Below are 20,757 nucleotides of genomic sequence, written 5' to 3' on the forward strand. Positions count from 1 at the left end.
CGCACCTCCTACAACTGCCTGAGTTCGAAAAGTACAAGGCCACCTGATGAATGCCCCGAGGCGTCCACGAACAAAACCCAATTTTGCAGGTCCGACTATTGAGGCGGCGAAGGCGTCGCCGGGCGTGATCGGCATCTTCACGGGCCGGGATCTGGCGGGCGAGAACGTCGGCGGCCTGCCGTGCGGCTGGCTGATCCACAGCACCGACGGCTCACCGATGCACGAACCCCCGCACCCGGTCATCGCCCACGACAAGGTGCTGCATGTGGGCGATCAGGTGGCGCTGGTGATCGCGGAGACGGTCAAGGAGGCGAAGGACGCGCTCGAACTGATCGAGGTGGATTACGACGAGCTGCCCGCTACGGTCAATACCGGCAGCGCATCCGACGCCGGCCAGCCGCTGGTACACGACAGCGTGCCGAATAACATCTGCTACAACTGGGGCCACGGCGACAAGGCCCGGACCGACGCCGCCTTCGCCCAGGCCGCGCACGTGACGACGCTCGATATCGTCAATCAGCGTCTCGTGCCGAATGCCATCGAACCGCGCGCCGTCAACGCGAGCTACTCGAAGCACGACGAGAGCTACACGGTCTACGTCGCGAACCAGAACCCGCACGTGGAACGTCTGCTGATGGCGGCGTTCGTACTGCAACTGCCGGAGTCGAAACTGCGCGTGATCGCGCCGGACGTCGGCGGGGGCTTCGGCTCGAAGATCTTCCTGTATCCGGAAGATGTCGCGCTGACGTGGGCATCCCGGAAAGTCGGGCGGCCGGTCAAGTGGACAGCGGAACGTTCCGAAGCCTTTCTCTCCGACGCGCACGGCCGCGACCACGTCACGAAGGCGGAACTGGCCATCGACGGGGACGGCAAGTTCATCGGCATGCGCGTGCATACGACGGCGAACATGGGCGCGTATCTGTCGACCTTCGCCTCGTCGATCCCGACCGTGCTCTACGCGACGCTGCTCGCCGGCCAGTACACGACGCCCGCCATCTACGCCGAAGTGAAAGCCGTGTTCACGAACACCGTGCCGGTGGATGCGTATCGCGGCGCGGGCCGGCCGGAAGCGACGTATGTGGTCGAGCGGCTGGTGGAAACGGCGGCGCGCGAGCTGAACATCGACCCGGTGGAACTGCGGCGCCGCAACTTCATCCGCGAGTTTCCGTATGCGACGCCGGTCGGCCTGACCTACGACACCGGCGATTACGACGCCTGCCTCGATCGCGCGCTGGAACTCGCCGACGTGAAAGGTTTCGCGGCGCGGCGCGAGGAATCGAAGCAAAACGGCAAGCTGCGCGGCATCGGTTATTCGTGCTACATCGAGGCGTGCGGACTGGCGCCGTCGAACGTGGCGGGCGCACTGGGCGCGCGCGCCGGTCTCTTCGAAGCAGGCGAAGTGCGCGTGCATCCGACCGGCTCGGTCACCGTCTTCACCGGCTCGCACAGTCACGGCCAAGGCCACGAAACCACCTTCGCGCAAGTGGTCGCGGACCGGCTCGGCATCGCGATCGAAAACGTCGAGGTCATCCACGGCGATACCGGACGCATTCCCTTCGGCATGGGCACGTACGGGTCGCGCTCGATCTCGGTCGGCGGCTCGGCGATCATGAAGGCGCTCGACAAGGTCGAGTCGAAGGCGAAGAAGATCGCCGCGCATCTGCTGGAAGCGGCGGTGGAGGACATCGAGTTCCAGAACGGCGTGTTCCGGGTCGCGGGCACGGACCGCACCAAGACCTTCGTCGATGTCTCGCTGGCCGCCTACGTGCCGCACAACTTCCCGCTCGACCAGATGGAGCCAGGCCTCAACGAGAACGCGTTCTACGATCCGACCAACTTCACCTATCCGTCCGGCGCCTACGTGTGCGAAGTGGAAGTGGACCAGGACACGGGCGAGACGCGCATCCAGAAGTTCACCGCCGTCGACGACTTCGGCAACGTGATCAATCCGATGATCGTCGAAGGCCAGGTGCACGGCGGGCTGGGACAGGGCATCGGGCAGGCGATGCTCGAACGCTGCGTGTATGACGACAGCACCGGCCAGTTGCTGTCCGGCTCGTTCATGGACTACGCGATGCCGCACGCCGTGGATCTGCCGAACTTCACCGTGGAGACCGCGAAAGGCACGCCGTGCACGCACAATCCGCTCGGCGTGAAGGGCTGCGGCGAAGCGGGGGCGATCGGCTCGCCGCCCGCCGTCATCAACGCGATTCTCGACGCGCTCGCGCCGCTCGGCGTGAAGGACTTGCAGATGCCCGCGACGCCGCACCGCGTCTGGACCGCGATGCACGCCGCCCAACCCGCATAAGGAGACCGGCCATGTACTCATTCGACTATCAACGGCCGGGCGAAGCGCAGGCAGCCGTCGCGGCGCTTTCCTCAAACGACGAGGCCAAGTTCCTCGCCGGCGGCCAGAGCCTGCTGCCGACCATGCGCCTGCGTCTCGCACAGCCGTCGGCGTTGATCGACGTGACGCGCATCGCGTCGATGAAAGCCGTCACGTTGAATGGCGGCACGCTCACCATCGGCGGCGCCGTGTGCCATGCCGCCGTGGCGGCGAACCCCGACGTGCAGCAGGCATTGCCGGGCCTCGCGGATCTCGCGGGCCGGATCGGCGACCGCCAGGTGCGCGAACGCGGGACCATCGGCGGCTCGCTCGCCAACGACGATCCCGCCGCGTGCTATCCGTCCGCCGTGCTCGCGCTGAACGCGACCGTCGTGACGGACCGCAGGCGCATCGCCGCCGACGACTTTTTCATCGACATGTATCAGACCGCGCTCGAACCCGATGAACTCATCACCGCGGTCGAGTTTCCGCTGGCCGAGCGCGCGGCGTATGAGAAGTTTCGCAATCCCGCGTCGCACTTCGCGCTGGTCGGCGTGTTCGTCGCGAAGTTCAAGGATGGCGTGCGCGTCGGCGTGACCGGCGCGGCGCCGTCGGTGTTCCGGTCCGCCGAGCTGGAGGCGGCGTTGTCGAGGGACTTTTCGGTGGCGTCGGCGCGCGGCGTGACCATCGCGCCGGATCAACTCAACGCCGACATGCACGCCAGCGCCGCATACCGCGCGCACCTGATACCGGTGCTCGCGGGCCGCGCGGTGGAACGTGCGCTGTCCTTCTAGCCGCGATGCAGGACGACCCCGCTTCCATCGACGAAACGCTCGCGCGCCTGCGCGAGCAGCAGTACTTCGCGACCCGCGAACTCGCGACGGCGCTCTTTCTCGCGCTGAAGCTGCAGCGCCCGCTGTTTCTCGAAGGCGAGCCGGGCGTCGGCAAGACCGAGCTCGCGAAGGCGGCGGCCGGCGTATGCGGCACGACGCTGCTGCGGCTGCAATGCTACGAAGGACTCGACACCGCGAGCGCGCTGTACGAATGGGACTATCCGCGGCAGATCATGGCGCTGCGGCTGGCGGAAGCGGCGGGCGAGACGCCGTCGAACGAATCGCTGTATCGCGGCGAGTTTCTGCTCAAGCGTCCGCTGCTGCAGGCCTTGCTGCCCGATGCCGCGCATCCGGAAGCCCGCCGCGTGCTGCTGATCGATGAAATCGACCGCGCCGATGAACCGTTCGAGGCCTTTTTGCTGGAACTGCTGTCGGACTTCCAGGTGTCGATTCCCGAGTACGGCACCGTACGCGCCGCCCGGCCGCCGCTCGTCGTGATGACGTCGAACCGCACGCGCGAAGTCCACGATGCGCTGAAGCGCCGCTGCCTGTATCAGTGGATCGGCTATCCGGCGCGTGACGTGGAACTGGCGATCGTCGCGGCGCGCGCGCCTGAAGCGGGGCAAGACTTGCAGGCGCGCGCTGTCGCCTTTGTCCACGCGCTGCGCACGCTGGACCTGTTCAAGGCGCCGGGCGTGGCGGAGACGATCGACTGGTGCCGCGCGCTGGCGGCGTTGTCGGTGTCGGAGCTCGATCCGCAATCGGTGCAGGACACGCTGGGCGTGCTGCTCAAGTACCAGGACGATCTCGCGCGCATGGACGCCGATACGCTCGCGCGCTGTCTCGCGGCGGCGCCATGACGCTGGGACCGTTCGCGCGCAATGTCGTGCATTTCGTGAGGCTGCTGCGCGGCGCGGGGCTCGGCATGTCGCCTGCGCAGGCCGTCGATGCAATCGACGCATTGCGCCATGTGGATCTCGGCCGGCGCGACGATGTCCGCGCGACGCTCGCCTGTCTGCTGGTGCACGCGAGCGACGAGCGCGAGATCTTCGACGCAGCCTTCGATCTGTTCTGGCGCGATCCCGACTGGGAAGGCAAGCTGCGCGCGCTGCTGTTGCCGAAGGTGACGAACGGCATGCCGCCGCCGAAGCGCAACAACCGTCTCGCCGATGCGCTGGCGGCGCGCGCCGCGCCAGTGCAGACCCCGCAGCCGCCGCCTGCCGACGCGCAGCCGGAGCAGGCGCATGCGCGCATCACGTTCAGCGCGCAGGAGCGCCTGAGTCACCGCGACTTCGACACGCTCAGCGCCGACGAATGGCGCACACTGCGGCATCAGATTCGCGCGCACCGCATTCCGCTCGCGACCGAGCCGACCCGCAGGCTCAAGGCTGCGTCGCGCGGCACGCACGCCGACCTCAAAGCGAGCGCGCGGCATGCCGTGCGTTCAGGCGGCGACTGGACCGTGTGGAAGTATCGCGCGGTCGTCGAGCGCCGGCCTCCGCTGGTGCTGCTGCTCGATATCTCGGGCTCGATGAGCGCCTATTCGCGCGCGGTGCTGTATTTCTGCCACGCGCTCGTGCAGTCGCGTGAACGGCTACAGGTCTTCCTGTTCGGCACGCGCCTGACTCACGCCACGCGCGCGTTGCGCGAACGCGATCCCGATATCGCGATTGCGGCGCTCGGCCAGAGCGTCGCGGACTGGTCGGGCGGTACGCGCATCGGCGCGGCGCTCGCGGAGTTCAACCGGCGCTGGGCGCGCCGCGTGCTGGCGGGACGCGCAACGGTGCTGCTCGTGACCGATGGCCTCGATCATGAAGCCATCGACGTGCTCGATGCCGAGATGCACCGGCTCAGGCGCTTCGCACATCGGCTCGTGTGGCTCAATCCGCTGCTGCGCTACGCCGGTTTCACGCCGCGCGCGCGGGGTGCGCGCGCGATCCTGCCGCACGTCGATGCGATGCTCGCGGCGCATAACCTCGACAGTCTCGCGGCCGTCGGACGCGAGCTTGCTGCCTTGTCGCAACATCCGCCCTCCGGAGGCCCGCGATGGAACTGACCGAAACGCACATCTTGCCCGTCACGCAGGAACGCGCGTGGGAAGCGCTGAACGACACGTCGATCCTGAAAGCCTGCATTCCGGGCTGCGACAGCATCGAAGCCGACGGCGAAAACACCTACGCCGTTGCGATGACGGCGGCGGTCGGTCCGGTGAAGGCGCGTTTCAAGGGCAAAATGGAGCTGACGAACATCGACGCGCCTCGTACCTATACGATCGTGTTCGAAGGGCAGGGCGGCGCGGCGGGTTTCAGCAAGGGCAGCGCGACGGTGCATCTCGAACCCGGCGACGAAGCCGATTCGACCAAGCTCAGCTATTCGGCCACCGCGCAGGTGGGCGGCAAGCTGGCGCAGATCGGCTCGCGTCTGGTCGACGGCGCGGCGCGCAAAATTGCGGCAGAATTTTTCAAGCGCTTCGGCGCGCAGCTTCAGGGCGGTCAGGCGCCGCAGGATGCCGCAGCCGAGGGCAGCGGCGAGGCGCCGGATGCGCCCGAAGAACAGGACGTGCAGCAAAAGGGAAAGAAATCATGGACAGCGTGGATCTCGAAGTCCTGAAGAACAGCGCGCGATGGCTCGAAGAAGGCCATCGCGCACTGCTCGTCACGGTCGTCAAAACATGGGGCTCGTCGCCACGGCCCGAAGGCGCGATGCTTGCCGTGCGCGGCGATGGACACGTGGTCGGTTCGGTATCGGGCGGGTGTATCGAGGATGATCTGATCGAGCGGGTGCGGCAGCGGGGCATCGAGCAGACCGCGCCCGAGGCGGTGAAATACGGCATCAGCGCCGAAGAGGCGCATCGCTTCGGCTTGCCGTGCGGCGGCACCATCCAGCTCGTGCTGGAGCCGCTCACGCGCGCGAGCGGCATCGCGGAGCTGTGTGCGGCCGTGGAAAGCGGCAGGCTGGTGGCGCGCACGCTCGACATGGCAACCGGCGCCGCGCGTCTCGAACCGGCCCAGGCCACCGATGGCGTCCTCTTCGACGACCAGCAACTGCTGACGATCCACGGCCCGCGTTACCGGATGCTGGTGATCGGCGCGGGGCAGTTGTCGCGTTATCTGTGCAGCATCGCCGTAGGGCTGGATTATCAGGTGACCGTGTGCGACCCGCGCGAGGAATACACGGAAGAGTGGAACGTGCCGGGCACGACGATCGTCCGCACCATGCCCGACGACACCGTCATGGAGATGCAGCTCGACGAACGCTGCGCGGTGATCGCGCTGACGCACGATCCGAAGCTCGACGACCTCGCGCTGATGGAAGCGCTGAAGACGCCGGCGTTCTATGTCGGCGCGCTGGGATCGCGGCGCAATAACGCGGCGCGGCGCGAACGGCTGAAGGAGTTCGATCTCAGCGAAGCCGAACTGGCCCGGCTGCATGGGCCCGTAGGCATTTATATCGGCAGCAGGACGCCGCCGGAGATCGCGGTATCGATACTCGCCGAAGTCACCGCTGCCAAGAACGGCGTCTCGCTGCCGGAACTGCTGCAGGTGGAAGGCGCAAAGGCGGCGCGTGAAGTGGCGGGCAAAGGAGAGGTGTGCGGCGTGTGAGCGTCGTGAGAACGCTCATCGCGTGACGGAGCGCTCAGATCAGCCCGCAGACGATCGCCGCAATCAGCGAAGCCGCCACGATCACCGCGCCTGCCGTGCGCTTCTTGTTGAGTTCGGTCCAGAGCAGCACGCCCGTCAGCGACAGCAGCACGATGCTGCCCGCGAAGGTATCGATGAGCAGGATCCAGCCGACGCTCAGGCCCACGCCCTTGTGCAGGTTGGTCATCATCGCGAGGAAGGTGTTGTCGGTGCGCTTCACCGAAACGAAGTTGTTGCCCACCCAGTATTCGGCCATCACGTTGCCGCCCGGCGAAGCCACCATCACCGACCACTGTTCCGGCTGCATCGTGCTCTTGTCGCCCCAGCCCACGGCATGCGACGGTTCGCGGCGCGTGCGGCCGAGATTGCCGTCGAGCTTCAGTTCGCGCTTGAGCCAGGCGCCCATGTCGCGCGGCGTCTTGAAGCCTTCCGCCGGCAACGGCATTTGCAGCTGCGACACCTGCGGCTCGCCCGTCGAGATGCGCAGTGGCGGCGCGCGATGATTCAGCAGAAAGCCCGTCACGCCGAACAGGAGACCGAGCAGCGCACCCCACAGACCAATCCAGCCATGCACCTTGCGCAGCCATTTGAGAAAAGTTGAGCGGCGCGAGCGGTTCTTGCGCACGAACTGCTCGGCGTCGTCGATCAGACGGCCATGCGGACGATAGTGGGCCGGGCCGCTCGCTGCAGGCGGCTGCGGATTGAGGGTGTCGGGCGCGTTCAAGCGTCTCTCCAGGATTTCGAAACGGATGCACAAGCCCGCCCCCGATCGCAAGAACGGCGATCGACAGGAGGCGGGAAGATGAGAATCGTTATCGTTACACGCGCTAAAAGGCTTTGCAATCGTTTGTGATTGTTTAAAACGCCCGGGGTGTCACGAAAGATTTCAGACGGGCCAGAGCGGCCCTTCCTGCATGGCGCCGACCTGCTCCCGCAATTCGAGGATGCGCTCCTCCCAATAGCGCTGCGTGTTGAACCACGGAAACGCGGCAGGGAAGGCCGGATCGTTCCAGCGGCGCGCGAGCCACGCCGAATAGTGGATCAGGCGCAGCGTGCGCAGGGCTTCGATCAGATGCAATTCGCGTGGATTGAACTCGCAGAAGTCCTCGTAGCCGGCGAGCAGGTCCGTCAGCGCCCGCGAGGCGTCCGCGCGGCCCGCCGGCAGCAGCAGCCACAGATCCTGGATGGCGGGGCCCATGCGGCTGTCGTCGAAATCGACGAAATGCGGGCCGCAATCGGTCCACAGCACGTTGCTCGGATGACAGTCGCCGTGCAGGCGCAGATGCTGTACGTCGCCCGCCCGCTCGAAGCAGTGCGCGACGCCTTCGAGCGCCATCGCGACGACCGTTTCCCATGCCTCGCGCACGTCGGCGGGCACGAAGTCGTGCGCGAGCAGATAGTCGCGTGGTTCGTAGCCGAAGGTGGTGATGTCGAGCGTCGGACGTTCGCGATACGGCTCGATTGCGCCCACCGCGTGAATCCGCCCGATGAAGCGCCCGAGCCACTCGAGCGTATCGGTGCGATCGAGATCGGGCGCGCGTCCGCCGCGCCGCTCGAACACGGAAAAGCGGAAGCCGCCGAACGCGTGCAGCGTGGCGCCTTCGAGCACGCGCGCGGGCACGGCCGGAATCTCGCGTGCGACGAGGCTCGCGACGAACGCGTGCTCTTCGAGGATCGCGCCGTCCGACCAGCGTTCCGGCCGATAAAACTTCGCGATAACCGGCGGGCCGTCCTCCACGCCCACTTGATAGACGCGGTTCTCGTAGCTGTTCAGGGGCAGCAGGCGGCCGTCGGTACGCGTGCCTGCGGGAATCAGGACGCTGTCGAGTGCATCGAGCACGCGCTCGGGCGTGAGGCCGGCGAAGGGGGGCGCGTCGCCATCGCGGGGAACGGGCGCGCCGTGGGAGTCGGGATCGATCGGGTTCATCCCGGCATTGTGCCGCGCCGGCGCGCGGACGGCATCAGCACGGCGGGTTTTCAGCGAGACTCAGTGAACGACGGTGTTCGCCGGCCGCACGATGTCGCCGGTGTCGATCAGGTCTTCAAGGAAGAACGGCTCCGTGTTGAGGAGCTGGGTGACGCCGGGCTCGCCTGCGTACCAGGCGACCATGGCCATGTCGCCGAGGATGCGCATGACGATGCCGCGCGCGCCCTGAGGCACGGCGATATGCACTGAGCGGACAATCGAACCGATTTGCATGATGAATCCCCGTTTCAACGCCGGCTGAGGATGATGCGCCGGTCAAAAAATATCGCAACAAGCACAGGCTTCTGACGGCTCGTGCACCACACTTTCGCTGCGTCAGCCTTGCGCGAAGGGGGTCGGCGCGCGGCGATCATGAACGATTGTGCGCTTACTTTAGCGCATCGCGGCGCGCCGACGCGACGCCAATTGCCGTCTTATGTTGTCGAGCGCAGACGGTTGGAAGTAATTACTCGCTGATCTTCCGCCAAACCGTTCCGCGCATTAGGCAAAACCCTCGGCGCGGCGTATCGTTGAAGGTTTGTCAGAGAATACTTAAAAAATGAGCGCTGCTTCGGCCGGGCAAACTCCGGAAGGCGATGTCGATGAGCCCCCGTATCTCGAACGCGGCTCGCGGGCCTACTGGCGGGCGTCGCTCGCGCTGCTGTTCGCCGGCTACGCCACCTTTTCGCTGCTGTATTGCGTGCAGCCGCTGCTTCCGGAGTTCACGAAGGCGTTCGGCGTCAGCCCGGCAGTCAGCGCGCTGGCGGTGTCGGTCAGCACGGCCGCCCTGGCGATCGCGATCTTCATCGCGGGATTCGTCTCTGAAAGCTGGAGCCGTCATCGGCTGATGACGCTTTCGCTGCTGGCGTCGTCGGTGTTGACCGTGCTCGCGGCCGTGCTGCCGGACTGGCACGCGCTGCTCATCGTGCGCGCATTGGCCGGTTTTGCGCTCGGCGGCGTGCCCGCCGTCGCAATGGCCTATCTCGCCGAGGAAGTGCATCCGAAGGGTCTCGGCCTCGCGATGGGACTTTATGTTGGCGGAACGGCCATCGGCGGCATGGCCGGGCGCGTGATCAGCGGCGTGCTGGCGGACCTGTTCGGCTGGCGCGTGGCGATCGGCGGAATCGGGGTGCTAGGACTGCTCGCCATGCTGATCTTTCGCGCGCTGCTGCCGCCGTCGCAACGCTTTCAGCCCCGGCGCGGCGTCGGTTTTACGCAGCATCGACGCTCGCTGGCCGGACACGTGCGCCATCGCGGCCTGCCGTTCCTGTTCCTGCTGGGCTTCGTCATGATGGGCAGCTTCGTCACGCTGTATAACTACGTCGGCTATCGCCTGCTCGGCGCGCCGTTCCGCCTGAACCAGACCCAGATCGGCGCGATCTTCACCGTCTATCTGACGGGAGTCATCGCTTCGCCCAGTTCCGGCAAGCTGGCCGATGCCTTCGGGCGCGGCCGTGTGCTGATCGCCAGTCTTCTGCTGATGATGCTCGGCATCGCGCTGACCCTGTCGATGTCGCTGCCGGTGATCATCGCGGGCATCGCCTGCCTGACGTTCGGTTTCTTCGCCGGCCATTCGGTGGCGAGCGGCTGGGTCGGACGGCTCGCCGCGCAGGCGAAAGGTCAGGCGGCGGCGCTCTATCTGCTCGCGTATTACATCGGCTCGAGCGTGATCGGCTCATATGGCGGCCACTTCTGGACCGCGTTGGGCTGGCCGGGCGTGGCCGGACTCATCGGCGCGCTGCTGCTGGTTGGGCTGGCGGCTGCGGTGTATCTCGATCGCAGGGAGCGGAAGATCGGAACTGCACCCGCGCGATAGGCCATGCGTCAATCAGAAAGCCAGTTGAAATACGAAGAAAGTAAGGGTTTTTACGCGGGCGCTTAAAAAAATTGACTGCAAGCCCTTGTCGCGCAAGGGTTTTACGATTGCGCTTGTCTCTCGCCGAACGAAGAAGGCCCGACGCCCTTCGAGGCGCCGCCTATACTCGAAATGTCGACGCACAGAACAGAACTTCAGCGCGCGACAACCCAGGTACAAGCTGGACGAAGGGAGACGCACCATGACGTATTTCACGATCGGCGACTTCATCTTGATCATTCCGATGGCGCTCGCCGGCGCCCTGTTCCTCGGGGCCATTCCCTGCGCAACGCATTTCAAGAACAACACCTTGCGCGTGTGCGGTGCGCTGCTCGGCGTGCTCGCCGCGTTCCTGCTGGTCGAAGGACTGCCTGCGCTGATCTAGCGCCGGCCCGGCAGTCCCGCAGGCTGTTCCACGCCTGACCGGCGCGCGTTTTCGTGCGCGCGCCGTCGAGTGCTTACAGGTGTTCGCCGAGGAAGGTCAGCGTGCGTCCGTGCGCGAGCGCCGATGCCTTCGCATTGTACGAAGCGCGATCGCCGCAGTTGAAGCCGTGATCGGCTTGCGGATACACATACAGTTCCGAATCCTTGCGTGCGGCAAACTTCTGCCGCACGGCATCCACCGCGTCCGCCGGGATGTGAGCGTCGAGTTCGCCGTAGTGGAACTGCATCGGCACCTTGACCTGGTCGGCCTGATCGAGCGCGTTCTGAATGCCGCCGCCGTAATACGCCACTGCCAGATCCAACGATCCCTGCGCCGCCGCCAGATAGGCCAACCGGCCGCCGAAGCAGTAACCGATCGCCGCCACCTTGCCCGTCACTTCCGGCAATGCGCGCAGCGCCTTGGCCGCTGCGCCGACGTCGGCGACCGCGGCTTCCACCTTGGTCTTCTGCAGCAGTTCCATCGCCTTCTCGCGATCCGCGCCTTCGTAGCCCAGCTCGACGCGCGGCTGCGTGCGCCAGAAGACGTCCGGTGCGAGTGCGACATAGCCATCGGCCGCATATTGATCCGCGACGCTGCGGATGTGGCCATTCACCCCGAAGATCTCTTGCAGGATGATGACGGCCGGTCCGCTGCCCGTCTTGGGCAGGGCGAGATAGCCTTGGAAGCTGCCGCCATCGGCGGGAATGTCGATCCAGCGGGATGTCACGGGTACGGTCACGTCGAAGCTCCTTGTGTGTGAGATGCCGAGGCGGGTGAGTGTGCCAGCTTTCCCTTTCAGCCGCCCTGTGCCGGTTCGGCGCTGCCTGGCACGATGCTTGACCACGTGAAGCATTTTTAGAGCGGCGAGCCTAATCGCCGGCTAAAAGCGGGGCTTTAAAACCGGGCTAATGATCTGACGGCCGGAGATTATCGGCGTCGTGTGATGAAACTTGAATGACGCTCAAAAGACTGTGAGCCGATGTCGCGGAAACCCGCATGAACAGGGCGTCTTCGCGCAAACGCCAGCACAAACCGACGGCGCTCACAACTGGCCGTTAATCGGTAGTGACACCAGTATCCTAAAAAACTTCCCTAAATTAATTTGACAACCCTACACTTGCGCGCAGTGCGGATGGCGGCCGCCACGAACGGCCCGCCGGAAGGACTTGCCAAGTGCATGACGATGCATCCGGCGTGGTCGTCCACGGGACTGAGCGATCGAGATGAAAGACGGGGCACAGGGCGATTACGTTGTTTTTGGGACCGAAACTGGAGACTTACATGAACACCAAGCTTCACAAACTGTTGCCGATCAGCGCCGCGGCTGTTTTGTTCGCCACGCTGGCAACGACCGCAGCAGCCGACCAGGTCGTCAAGATCGGTCACGTCGCTCCGCTGACCGGCGGCATTGCTCACCTGGGCAAGGACAACGAAAACGGCGCGCGGCTGGCAGTCGAAGAGATCAACGCAAAGGGTCTCACGATCGGCGGTGAAAAGATCACGCTGCAACTGGACCCGCAAGACGACGCCGCTGACCCGCGTACCGCTACGCAGGTTGCGCAGAAGCTCGTCGATGACAAGGTCGTGGCCGTCGTCGGCCACCTGAACTCCGGCACCTCGATCCCGGCGTCGAAGATCTACAGCGATGCGGGCATCGTGCAGATTTCCCCGTCGGCAACGAACCCGGCCTACACGCAGCAAGGCTTCAAGACGACGTACCGCGTCGTCGCGACCGATGCGCAACAGGGCCCGGCGCTCGCCAACTACGCGGCGAAGAACCTGAAGGTGAAGACGGTTGCCGTCGTCGACGACTCGACCGCTTACGGCCAGGGTCTCGCGAACGAGTTCGAGAAGACGGCCAAGTCGCTCGGCCTGAAGGTGATCTCGCATGACGCGACGAACGACAAGGCTGTCGACTTCCGCGCGATTCTGACGAAGATCAAGGGCGAAAACCCCGACGCCGTGATGTACGGCGGCATGGACGCAACCGGCGGCCCGTTCGCGAAGCAAGCCAAGCAGCTCGGCCTGCGCGCGAAGGTTCTGGCCGGCGACGGCGTCTGCACCGAGAAGCTGGCTGACCTCGCCGGCGACGCGACCGACAACGTCGTGTGCTCGGAAGCCGGCATGGCGCTGGAAAAGATGGACGGCGGCGCGGCATTCGCGGCCAAGTTCCAGAAGCGTTTCGGCCAGCCGATCCAGATCTACGCGCCGTTCACGTATGACGCGGTGTACATCATCGTCGACGCGATGAAGCGCGCGAACTCGACCGATCCGGCGAAGATCCTCGCTGCGATGCCGAACACGGACTACAAGGGCGTGATCGGTCAGACGAGCTTCGATTCGAAGGGCGACCTGAAGCACGGCGTGATCTCGCTGTACGACTACAAGAAGGGCAAGAAGACCCTGCTCGACGTCGTCAAGATGTAAGTCACACGGGACTTCGGTCCTGAGAAACGCGCGGCGCCGCAAGGGCCGCGCGTTTTTTATATCTTCAGCCGTCTGAGGATCTTCGGTCCGATCAGCGTGATGATCGCGCAGCAGGCGGCGACCACGCACAGGCCGATGGGCAGACTGGTGACCTGTGCAACGCCGCCGATCAGCACCGGCCCGAGCAACAGCCCAAAATAAGCGAGACCCGCGACCTGCGCGAGTCCTTCGGCGGGCGTCACGCCTTCGACGCGCGCCGCCGCCGCGAACAGCACCGGCATCATGTTCGCGAGACCGAGTCCCATCAGCGTGAAGCCGGTCATCGTGAAGACGGTGTTCGGTAACACGAGCGCCATCACCATGCCGACGAACGCGAGCCCCGCGCTGCCGAAGATCAGTTGCGGCGCACCGAAGCGCGCGCGCACCGCGTCGCCGCCGAAGCGGCCCGCCGCCATGCCGCCCGAGAAGGCGGCGTAGGCGGCGCTCGATACCGAGGGCGTCGCCTGCACCACGTCGCGCATGTAGACGGTGGCCCAGTCGTACATCGCGCCCTCGGCGATCAGCGCGATCAGCGCCAGGCCGCCGAGCGCCCACAGCGCGCCCGAGCGCCAGCGTTTCGACGACGACGCCTTCGCGTGTTCATCGTGATGCGGCACGTGCGGCAGCGTGGCGGGGATCGAGACGAGCAGCACCAGCAGGCTCACGCCCGAGGCCAGCGCGAAATGCGCCGCCGGCGCGAGTCCGTGGGCGAGCAGCGCGCCGCCCGCCGCCGCGCCCGCCATCCCGCCGATGCTGAACATGCCGTGCAGCGACGACATGATCGGCCGGTCCAGCGCCTCTTCGACCGCGCTGGCCTCGGCGTTCATCGCGACGTCGAGCGTGGCCATGCCGAAGCCGAACAGGGCGAGCACGAGCAGCAGCAGCCAAAACCACGGCGTCACGAGCACCAGCGCGCCGCAGACCATCATCAGGACGCCGCCCGTCATGCACGCGGTCCGCGTGCCGGCGCGCGCGATCCACGAGCCGGCGGTGAGCATCGCGAAAATCGAGCCGCCTGCCACCGCGAACAGCGCGAGGGACAGCATGCCGGGACTGAGCGAGAACCTGTCGCGCACCGTCGGCACGTGGACGCCCCACGTTGCGTACATCATGCCGGCGATGAAGAAGATGGCCATCGTCGCGTAGCGGGCGCGCACGCGCGTGGCGTAGGGAAGGCTGCGATGCAGCGCGAGCGCCGGACTGGTTTCGCGGACGGCGGAAGAGGCGGTGGTCGAATCTGACACGGGAGGGCTTCTGGAGTAGGGCGCAACGCAGGGCAACCTGACAGCTTGCCTGCTTGCGCGAAGGCTTTCGATTCTATCGAACGGCCAGGAGACACGCTTGAGGGCGCTGCATTACCATCGCGTGGACATATCGCAGCCGTACGAGGATTCAATGCATATTCCGTCGCAAGCCCCGCTTCATTTGCTGCATCACGTCGCGGAAGGCACGCTCGCCACGCATTCGCGCGAACCCGAGGGCTTTCCGTATCCGACCGCCCTGCCGTTTGCACTGACCGCGAAGCACCTGCCGATGCTGCTGATCAGCCGTCTCGCCGAACACACGCGCAACCTGCAAGCCAATGCACAGGCGGGCTTTCTGGTCGCGCACGCGGGACACGGCGACGTGCTGGAGGGACAGCGTCTGACGATGCTCGGCGCTTTCTCGCCCGCGGCGCCGGAAGAGAGCGACCGGCTCGCCCGACGCTATCTGCGCTATCACCCGCAAGCGGCGCGTTATCTGGAATTGGGCGACTTCTCTTTCTGGGTGATGAAACTGGCGCGGATGCGTTATATCGGCGGCTTTGGCGCGATGGGCTGGCTCGGCGAGGACCAGCTGGATCCGCTCGAGCCGCTTTCATACGATGACGAATCATCGTTGTGTGAATATTTCGACGCTTATCCCGGCCGGCCTGCCGGAACCCGATTAATGGGGATTGACCGTTACGGATGCGATTTGCAGCATGAAGACTGTCGCAATCGTTTTACATTCGATAAGCCCAAGGAAACAAGGAATGAACTGAAGCTTGCGCTTATCGATTGTTTCGAGCGAAACGTCTGAATTCCCACTGAATGGTAAAAGAGCCGGAGGCTTCTCATGGACATTACAAAATCCAGTGAGAAGCTCACCAAGCTGTCATTCCATGAAACGTTCGAGGTGTGTCAGGCGGATTGTTATCATGCGATGGCAGCACGACGCGTGTATTTTGTTTGCGCTGCATCTTTTTAAGCTTAATGGACAGTGCTTCGGCGCTCGGAATTATCGGCAAATCTTACGAAGAAAGCTGCAAAAGTTTATTAAGCGGCAAACCGCATGTGCCGCGTTAATCGGAACTGTGTTAATCTGCGTGCCAGTCCGAGGCTATACCGAAAACTGCAAGCGAGCGAGTCGATTCGTAAATCAGCAAACCACTTAGGGAATTGCCATGCCTTCATACAAGGAACTGCTCGCACAGCGCGAGTCTCTTGAACGCCAGATTGAAGAAGCAAAGTCGCGCGAATACGCCGAAGTACTTAATGAGATCAAGCAGAAAATGGCGGATTACGGCATCACGCTTCAGGAACTCGCTGGCGGCCGGGGTGCAAAGGTGTCAAAGGCATCGCGCAGCCGTTCGGGCGTCGCACCGAAGTATCGCGACCCGGAAAGCGGCAGCACGTGGTCTGGCCGCGGCAAGCCGCCGAAATGGATTGCCGGACAGGACCGCGACAGCTTCCTGATCAGCAAGTAACTTTTTGCGTCAAGATTGTCGGTAAAGGCCGCGTCCGCAGGGACACGGCCTTTCTGTTTTTGTCGCGCAGGTTTTGTTGCGGCGACGAATGCCGCAGTAGAGTTGTCCGAAATTCTTGCAGGCCAGCTTCAAACATACGATGCGAACCCGGCATTATTTGCGCGCGGCGCGTTAAAGTGACCGTCTGAACAAGCAGGACGCAATCACATGTCACTTTCGAGTTCGAGTGTTGCTGAAAAGCAGGCAGTTGCCCGCAGGACGACCTGGGCGAGCATTGGGCTGAATAGCGGACTCGTGATTGCGCAACTCGTCGTCGGTTTTCTTGCTCACTCCCAGGCCTTGATTGCGGACGGCATTCACTCTCTGGCCGATATTGTGTCTGATTTCATTGTTCTGGTCGCCAATCGGCATGCGGCCGCCGCGCCAGACCTCGATCATAACTACGGGCATAGCCGTTATGAGACGGTTGCGTCATTATTCCTCGGCGGATTGTTGATCGCGGTCGGAGTCGGCATGTTATGGCGCGCGGGAACCCGACTCGTGAACCTTCAGGATATTCCGCCGGTTCACGCCATCGCCTTGCCGGTGGCAATCGTTGTATTGATTTCGAAAGAAGCATTGTTTCGATTCATGCTCCGTGCTGCGGAAAGAGTTCGTTCGGCCATGTTGGTCGCAAATGCATGGCATGCGCGCTCTGATGCGGCTTCTTCGCTGGTGGTTGCGTTGGGAATTGTCGGCAGTCTGGCGGGATTTCGTATTCTCGACCCGATTGCCGCAGCGCTTGTGGGGTTTCTGATCGCGAAAATGGGATGGACGTTCGCGTGGGACGCGTTGCAGGATTTGTCCGATCGCGCGCTCGATCAAACCACCACGAATGATTTGCGTGTGATTTTGCTGAACACGCCCGGCGTGCGGGAAGTGCATGAACTACGCACGAGAAAAATGGGCGATCTCGCCATGGTCGATGCTCATATTCTCGTGGATCCGCTGATATCGGTTTCGGAAGGTCATTTCATCGCGGAATCGGCGCGCGCCCATGTCCGCGCCGACCCGCGCGTGCTCGATGCGCTCATTCACGTCGATCCGGAAAGCGATGAGCTCAATCCGTTGCCGGGCAACTTCCCCTTGCGGTCGGTGGTCAGCGAAGCCGTGCGCAGTGCGTTTGCTCAGCATGGCTTAACGGTTCAGTCGCTGGGCCTGCATTATTTGAGCGGCGGCTTTGCCGTCGAGATCGTCTTGCCGGCGCCGGCCGCGCATGACACCGAAGCAAGGCTCGGTGCGATTGACTTCGAGGCACTCGCCCGACGGATCGGCGCGCGTGAAATTCGCCTGACACAGGCGCTCGACGTTTCCCGCGCTCCGCATCCCGACCGCGCAACCTGAAGCGTCAGGCCAGAGCGCCGGTGTTTCGACTCAAAGCGGCAACTGCGTATCGAACTTGATCTCGCGCAGCACGACGCTGGTGCGAACCTGCGCGACAGCCGGAATCTTGAAAATGCGGTCGTGCAGGAATGCGTCGTAGGCCTTGATGTCCGGCGCGACGATCTTGAGGATGTAGTCCGATTCGCCGGTGGTGCTGTAGCACTCGGTCACTTCGGGGCAGGTGGCGATCTCGCGCTCGAATTGCTCGACGCCGCCTTCCGTGTGCCGTGTGAGATGGATATGGGCAAGTGCGCAGACGTGCAGGCCGAGCTTTTCGCGGTCGAGCAGCGCGGTGTAGCGCTGGATCACACCAGATTGCTCCATGTCCTTGATGCGACGCCAGCATGGCGTACTCGACAGCCCGACCTGATCCGAAATTTCCTGAACGGAGCGTCGTGCATCCAGTTGCAGAAGACGCAGGATTTTTTGTGAGAATGTATCGAGAGTCAACTGCGCCTCCGTTCGGTCGCGATCTGACTCTTATGGTAGAGGCCTCGGAAAAGAAACGCAATGCAATGCGGCTGCACTGAGGGAGTTTCCCTAACTCGCTGGCCTCACTGCGCGGTTTTACCTTCCGTGTCGCCGGGTGCCCCGGCCGTGACGCCAGCCGCCTTTTGCGTGGCGCGCAACTCCGCCAGCATGTTGCAGAAGAGGGCGCCTTGCTCGATGGCGTCGTCGAGCGCGACGTGGGTATGCGGCAATTCGTCGAACCAGTGTTTGGGCAGACGCGGCTTGATGGCCTTGCGGTACGGCAGGCCCGTCATCGCGAAGGCGAGCGTCTTGATGTCGAGCGCCGACCACGAGAACGGGCAGCGCTCGGCGAAGCGCATCATGTACCAGAACATATAGGTAAAGTCGAAGCCCGCCGGATAAGCGACGAACACCGGCTTGCCCGGCAGGGCTTCCACCCATTCGACATAGGCCCGCAGTGCCGGCTCGGGTTTCTGCAGGTCCTTGCGGCAGGCGGCCCACGCGTCGGGCTGCGTCTTCCACCAGGCGGCCTGCACCGGATGCGGCGCTGCGCCTTCGAGCGTTTCGAGATTCGCGGAGAACGTGGCGATGAGTTGCTTATCGGCAGTGAAGGCGGCCGACGCGAAACTCAGCATCGAATGCGGACCGGGAATGGGGCCGTCGGCTTCGACGTCGGTGCTGACGTAGATTTCGGGAATGGCATTCACGCGGGGACTCCATCGCCGACGTAGGGATTGCTGCGGCGTTCTTCGCCGAACGTCGAGGCTGGGCCGTGGCCTGGCACGAAGGTGACGTCGTCGCCGAGCGGCCAGAGCTTTTCGCGGATCGAGCGCACGAGATCGGCGTGATTGCCGCGCGGGAAGTCGGTGCGGCCAATGGACCCGGCGAACAGCACGTCGCCGACGAACGCCACCTCGTGAGCCCGGCTGAAGAAGATCACATGACCCGGCGTATGGCCGGGACAGAAATAGACCTCCATGGTTTCGTCGCCGAACTGCACGGTGTCGCCGTTGTCGAGCCAGCGGGCGGGGGTGAAGGCTTCGGCATTCGAAAACCCGAAGCGCTGCGTCTGCTCTGGCAACTGGTCGATCCAGAACGCGTCTTCCCGATGCGGGCCCTCTATCTGTATACCGTAGTGGTCCGCGAGCGCTTTCGCTCCGCCGCAATGGTCGAGATGGCCGTGCGTCAGCAGGATCTTCTCGACCGTTACGCCTTGCTGCTCGACTGCCGCGATGATGCGTTCGATGTCGCCGCCTGGATCGACGACCGCCGCGCGCCGCGTCGTCTCACAGATGACGATGGAGCAGTTCTGCTGGAACGGCGTCACGGGAACGAGAATGACTTTCATATGACTGTCGTGGGTACCAGTGAGGCTGTAAAAACGTCCATTGTACCGAGCCGCATTGGGGAGCGATGGGCCGCGGTTTGTGACGGAAAACGAGGCGGGAACCGGCAATTCTTACGGTCATAGTGAAAATTAATGACGGTATGCACAGTCCGGCGAGCTCAACCCCGGTTTTTTTGTATAATGGCACTACTTGTGCATGGGAGTCACCATGCTGTCATCAGGTGAATGTTCAGACGCTAGCGCGTTTTTACAATTGCCTTCAGTACGCTGTTGGGGGCCAAAAGCCTCGCAATCGCAATTCAAGCACCTTCCGTAGGTGCACACGTCTTGTCCGGCCAGACGCCGCGCGTCTGTCAGATGGCCTTGCTGCCGTCACGCCGGATGGGGCCTACGCCGCCGTTCCTGCGCCTTACTGGTTTGTCCAGCGCACGAGCGTGATGCCATGTTCGATGGCGGCATGTGGGGTCTGGTCAGGCTGCCGGGGACAGGTTGCGCCAGACGTGAACAATAACCGGGCTTTGCGGCACGAGTACGCCGCATCCGTGCAGGGCCAGCCGTTCGCTTGACCGAGCGGCTTTGTGCCTTGGCGCGGCCATGCCTCGTGCAGCCTTGCGCGCGCCGACCAGCGCAGCGCGGCTGCGCTTTTATCGTTGGTACACGTCTATGAATGCTCGATTTATTCGACATGTCGGGAGCCTGCTAGCCGTTGGTGTGCTGGCTGGTTGCGCCGCGCCGGGTTCGGGCGATGTCGCATCCAATCCTCAGACTACAAAGTCTCTCAGCACGAGCAGTGCCCGCCCGGTCGGGCCGCTCGCCTTCGATTCGCACCTGTCCGCGCTTCCGGCGGACAAGCCGGCGCAACCGACGCAGTCGCTGTCTGACGCCGAGCCGATCACCACTGGTCCGGACGTCGGCAGCTTCGAACAGAAGGGCAAGGCGTCGTGGTACGGCCGCATGTTCCATGGCCGCAAGACTGCCAGTGGCGAGAAGTTCAACATGAACGCCATGACCGCCGCGCACCGTACGTTGCCGCTGGCTTCGTGGGTTCGCGTGACGAACGAGGCGAATCACAAGACGGTCGTCGTGAAGATCAACGACCGTGGCCCGTACGTGCGCGGACGCGTGATCGACCTGTCCTATGCCGCCGCGGCCGTGCTCGGCATGCGCGGCACGGGTACGCAGAAGGTGAAGATCGAAGGGCTCACGCAGCAGGAAGCGCGCGAGGCTCGTGAAGAACAGGCGCAGTCGCTGGCTGACGACAGCGTGAACTGATCGCG

At 64.1% G+C, this 20,757-nt stretch carries 20 protein-coding genes and 1 pseudogene; 13 read left to right on the forward strand and 8 right to left on the reverse strand.

Annotated features, from left to right (window positions below):
- Positions 1 to 100 precede the first annotated feature (100 nt).
- From QCE69_RS15170 to QCE69_RS15195, 6 genes and pseudogenes are all read left to right on the forward strand, one after another.
- A pseudogene (locus QCE69_RS15170) lies at positions 101 to 2,308 on the forward strand (xanthine dehydrogenase family protein molybdopterin-binding subunit); the annotation flags it as partial.
- An 11-nt stretch (positions 2,309 to 2,319) separates the two neighbouring features.
- Entirely contained in the window at positions 2,320 to 3,120 is an 801-nt protein-coding gene (locus tag QCE69_RS15175; protein WP_309919382.1) for a xanthine dehydrogenase family protein subunit M, read from the forward strand.
- A gap of 5 nt (positions 3,121 to 3,125) precedes the next feature.
- Complete coding sequence (locus QCE69_RS15180) at positions 3,126 to 4,019, forward strand: MoxR family ATPase (protein WP_309811114.1); 894 nt, start codon at positions 3,126 to 3,128, stop codon at positions 4,017 to 4,019.
- Positions 4,016 to 5,215, forward strand: coding sequence for a VWA domain-containing protein (locus QCE69_RS15185; RefSeq protein ID WP_309931398.1), 1,200 nt, complete (start codon positions 4,016 to 4,018; stop codon positions 5,213 to 5,215). The genes QCE69_RS15180 and QCE69_RS15185 overlap by 4 nt, the downstream gene beginning before the upstream one ends.
- Positions 5,206 to 5,769 (forward strand): carbon monoxide dehydrogenase subunit G, encoded by a 564-nt coding sequence (locus tag QCE69_RS15190; RefSeq protein ID WP_309919387.1) that lies wholly within the window; start codon positions 5,206 to 5,208, stop codon positions 5,767 to 5,769. Before QCE69_RS15185 ends, QCE69_RS15190 begins: the two co-directional genes overlap by 10 nt.
- A complete protein-coding gene (locus QCE69_RS15195) occupies positions 5,742 to 6,761 on the forward strand; it encodes an XdhC family protein (RefSeq protein ID WP_309811122.1) in 1,020 nt (339 codons plus the stop codon). The genes QCE69_RS15190 and QCE69_RS15195 overlap by 28 nt, the downstream gene beginning before the upstream one ends.
- A 34-nt stretch (positions 6,762 to 6,795) precedes the next feature.
- On the opposite strand, the gene QCE69_RS15200 is transcribed toward QCE69_RS15195, so the two are convergent.
- From QCE69_RS15200 to QCE69_RS15210, 3 genes are all read right to left on the reverse strand, one after another.
- A complete protein-coding gene (locus QCE69_RS15200; RefSeq protein WP_309919390.1) occupies positions 6,796 to 7,524 on the reverse strand; it encodes a PepSY-associated TM helix domain-containing protein in 729 nt (242 codons plus the stop codon).
- A gap of 162 nt (positions 7,525 to 7,686) precedes the next feature.
- Positions 7,687 to 8,727 (reverse strand): serine/threonine protein kinase, encoded by a 1,041-nt coding sequence (locus QCE69_RS15205; protein WP_309919393.1) that lies wholly within the window; start codon positions 8,725 to 8,727, stop codon positions 7,687 to 7,689.
- 60 nt (positions 8,728 to 8,787) lie between these two features.
- Positions 8,788 to 9,000 (reverse strand): hypothetical protein, encoded by a 213-nt coding sequence (locus tag QCE69_RS15210; protein ID WP_309811131.1) that lies wholly within the window; start codon positions 8,998 to 9,000, stop codon positions 8,788 to 8,790.
- A gap of 325 nt (positions 9,001 to 9,325) precedes the next feature.
- On the opposite strand from QCE69_RS15210, the gene QCE69_RS15215 reads away from it, so the two are divergent.
- Together QCE69_RS15215 and QCE69_RS15220 are read left to right on the forward strand one after the other, a co-directional pair.
- On the forward strand, positions 9,326 to 10,582 hold the full coding sequence (locus QCE69_RS15215) for an MFS transporter (RefSeq protein WP_309931400.1): 1,257 nt from the start codon (positions 9,326 to 9,328) through the stop codon (positions 10,580 to 10,582).
- Between the two features lie 241 nt (positions 10,583 to 10,823).
- On the forward strand, positions 10,824 to 11,006 hold the full coding sequence (locus tag QCE69_RS15220; protein ID WP_309811135.1) for a hypothetical protein: 183 nt from the start codon (positions 10,824 to 10,826) through the stop codon (positions 11,004 to 11,006).
- A 73-nt stretch (positions 11,007 to 11,079) separates the two neighbouring features.
- Here QCE69_RS15220 and QCE69_RS15225 read toward each other — a convergent pair whose 3' ends face one another.
- Positions 11,080 to 11,784 (reverse strand): dienelactone hydrolase family protein, encoded by a 705-nt coding sequence (locus QCE69_RS15225; protein WP_309919397.1) that lies wholly within the window; start codon positions 11,782 to 11,784, stop codon positions 11,080 to 11,082.
- Positions 11,785 to 12,326: 542 nt separating this feature from the next.
- Here QCE69_RS15225 and QCE69_RS15230 point away from each other — a divergent pair.
- Entirely contained in the window at positions 12,327 to 13,472 is a 1,146-nt protein-coding gene (locus tag QCE69_RS15230) for a branched-chain amino acid ABC transporter substrate-binding protein (protein ID WP_309919399.1), read from the forward strand.
- Between the two features lie 56 nt (positions 13,473 to 13,528).
- Here the strand turns inward: QCE69_RS15230 and QCE69_RS15235 are convergent, their stop codons facing one another.
- Positions 13,529 to 14,755 carry an MFS transporter gene (locus QCE69_RS15235; protein WP_409021188.1) on the reverse strand — a complete coding sequence of 409 codons (1,227 nt, stop codon included), beginning with the start codon at positions 14,753 to 14,755 and terminating at the stop codon, positions 13,529 to 13,531.
- 151 nt (positions 14,756 to 14,906) lie between these two features.
- Here QCE69_RS15235 and QCE69_RS15240 point away from each other — a divergent pair, with 151 nt between their 5' ends.
- The 3 genes from QCE69_RS15240 to QCE69_RS15250 all read left to right on the forward strand — a co-directional run bounded on the left by QCE69_RS15240 (position 14,907) and on the right by QCE69_RS15250 (position 17,622).
- Complete coding sequence (locus tag QCE69_RS15240) at positions 14,907 to 15,572, forward strand: pyridoxamine 5'-phosphate oxidase family protein (RefSeq protein WP_309931402.1); 666 nt, start codon at positions 14,907 to 14,909, stop codon at positions 15,570 to 15,572.
- Between the two features lie 364 nt (positions 15,573 to 15,936).
- Entirely contained in the window at positions 15,937 to 16,239 is a 303-nt protein-coding gene (locus QCE69_RS15245; RefSeq protein WP_309811155.1) for an H-NS histone family protein, read from the forward strand.
- 207 nt (positions 16,240 to 16,446) lie between these two features.
- Positions 16,447 to 17,622: a cation diffusion facilitator family transporter gene (locus tag QCE69_RS15250; protein WP_309931404.1), complete on the forward strand. Its 1,176-nt coding sequence runs from the start codon at positions 16,447 to 16,449 to the stop codon at positions 17,620 to 17,622.
- A gap of 30 nt (positions 17,623 to 17,652) precedes the next feature.
- Here QCE69_RS15250 and QCE69_RS15255 read toward each other — a convergent pair whose 3' ends face one another.
- From QCE69_RS15255 to QCE69_RS15265, 3 genes are all read right to left on the reverse strand, one after another.
- On the reverse strand, positions 17,653 to 18,111 hold the full coding sequence (locus tag QCE69_RS15255; RefSeq protein WP_008352298.1) for an Lrp/AsnC family transcriptional regulator: 459 nt from the start codon (positions 18,109 to 18,111) through the stop codon (positions 17,653 to 17,655).
- A 104-nt stretch (positions 18,112 to 18,215) separates the two neighbouring features.
- Positions 18,216 to 18,839: an exonuclease gene (locus QCE69_RS15260; protein WP_309919411.1), complete on the reverse strand. Its 624-nt coding sequence runs from the start codon at positions 18,837 to 18,839 to the stop codon at positions 18,216 to 18,218.
- Positions 18,836 to 19,480 carry an MBL fold metallo-hydrolase gene (locus QCE69_RS15265; protein ID WP_309931407.1) on the reverse strand — a complete coding sequence of 215 codons (645 nt, stop codon included), beginning with the start codon at positions 19,478 to 19,480 and terminating at the stop codon, positions 18,836 to 18,838. The genes QCE69_RS15260 and QCE69_RS15265 overlap by 4 nt, the downstream gene beginning before the upstream one ends.
- Positions 19,481 to 20,143: 663 nt before the next feature.
- Between QCE69_RS15265 and QCE69_RS15270 the strand changes: the two genes are divergently transcribed.
- Entirely contained in the window at positions 20,144 to 20,752 is a 609-nt protein-coding gene (locus QCE69_RS15270) for a septal ring lytic transglycosylase RlpA family protein (RefSeq protein WP_309919417.1), read from the forward strand.
- Positions 20,753 to 20,757: the final 5 nt, after the last annotated feature.

Source organism: Caballeronia sp. LZ032 (assembly GCF_031451315.1).
Lineage (GTDB): Bacteria > Pseudomonadota > Gammaproteobacteria > Burkholderiales > Burkholderiaceae > Caballeronia.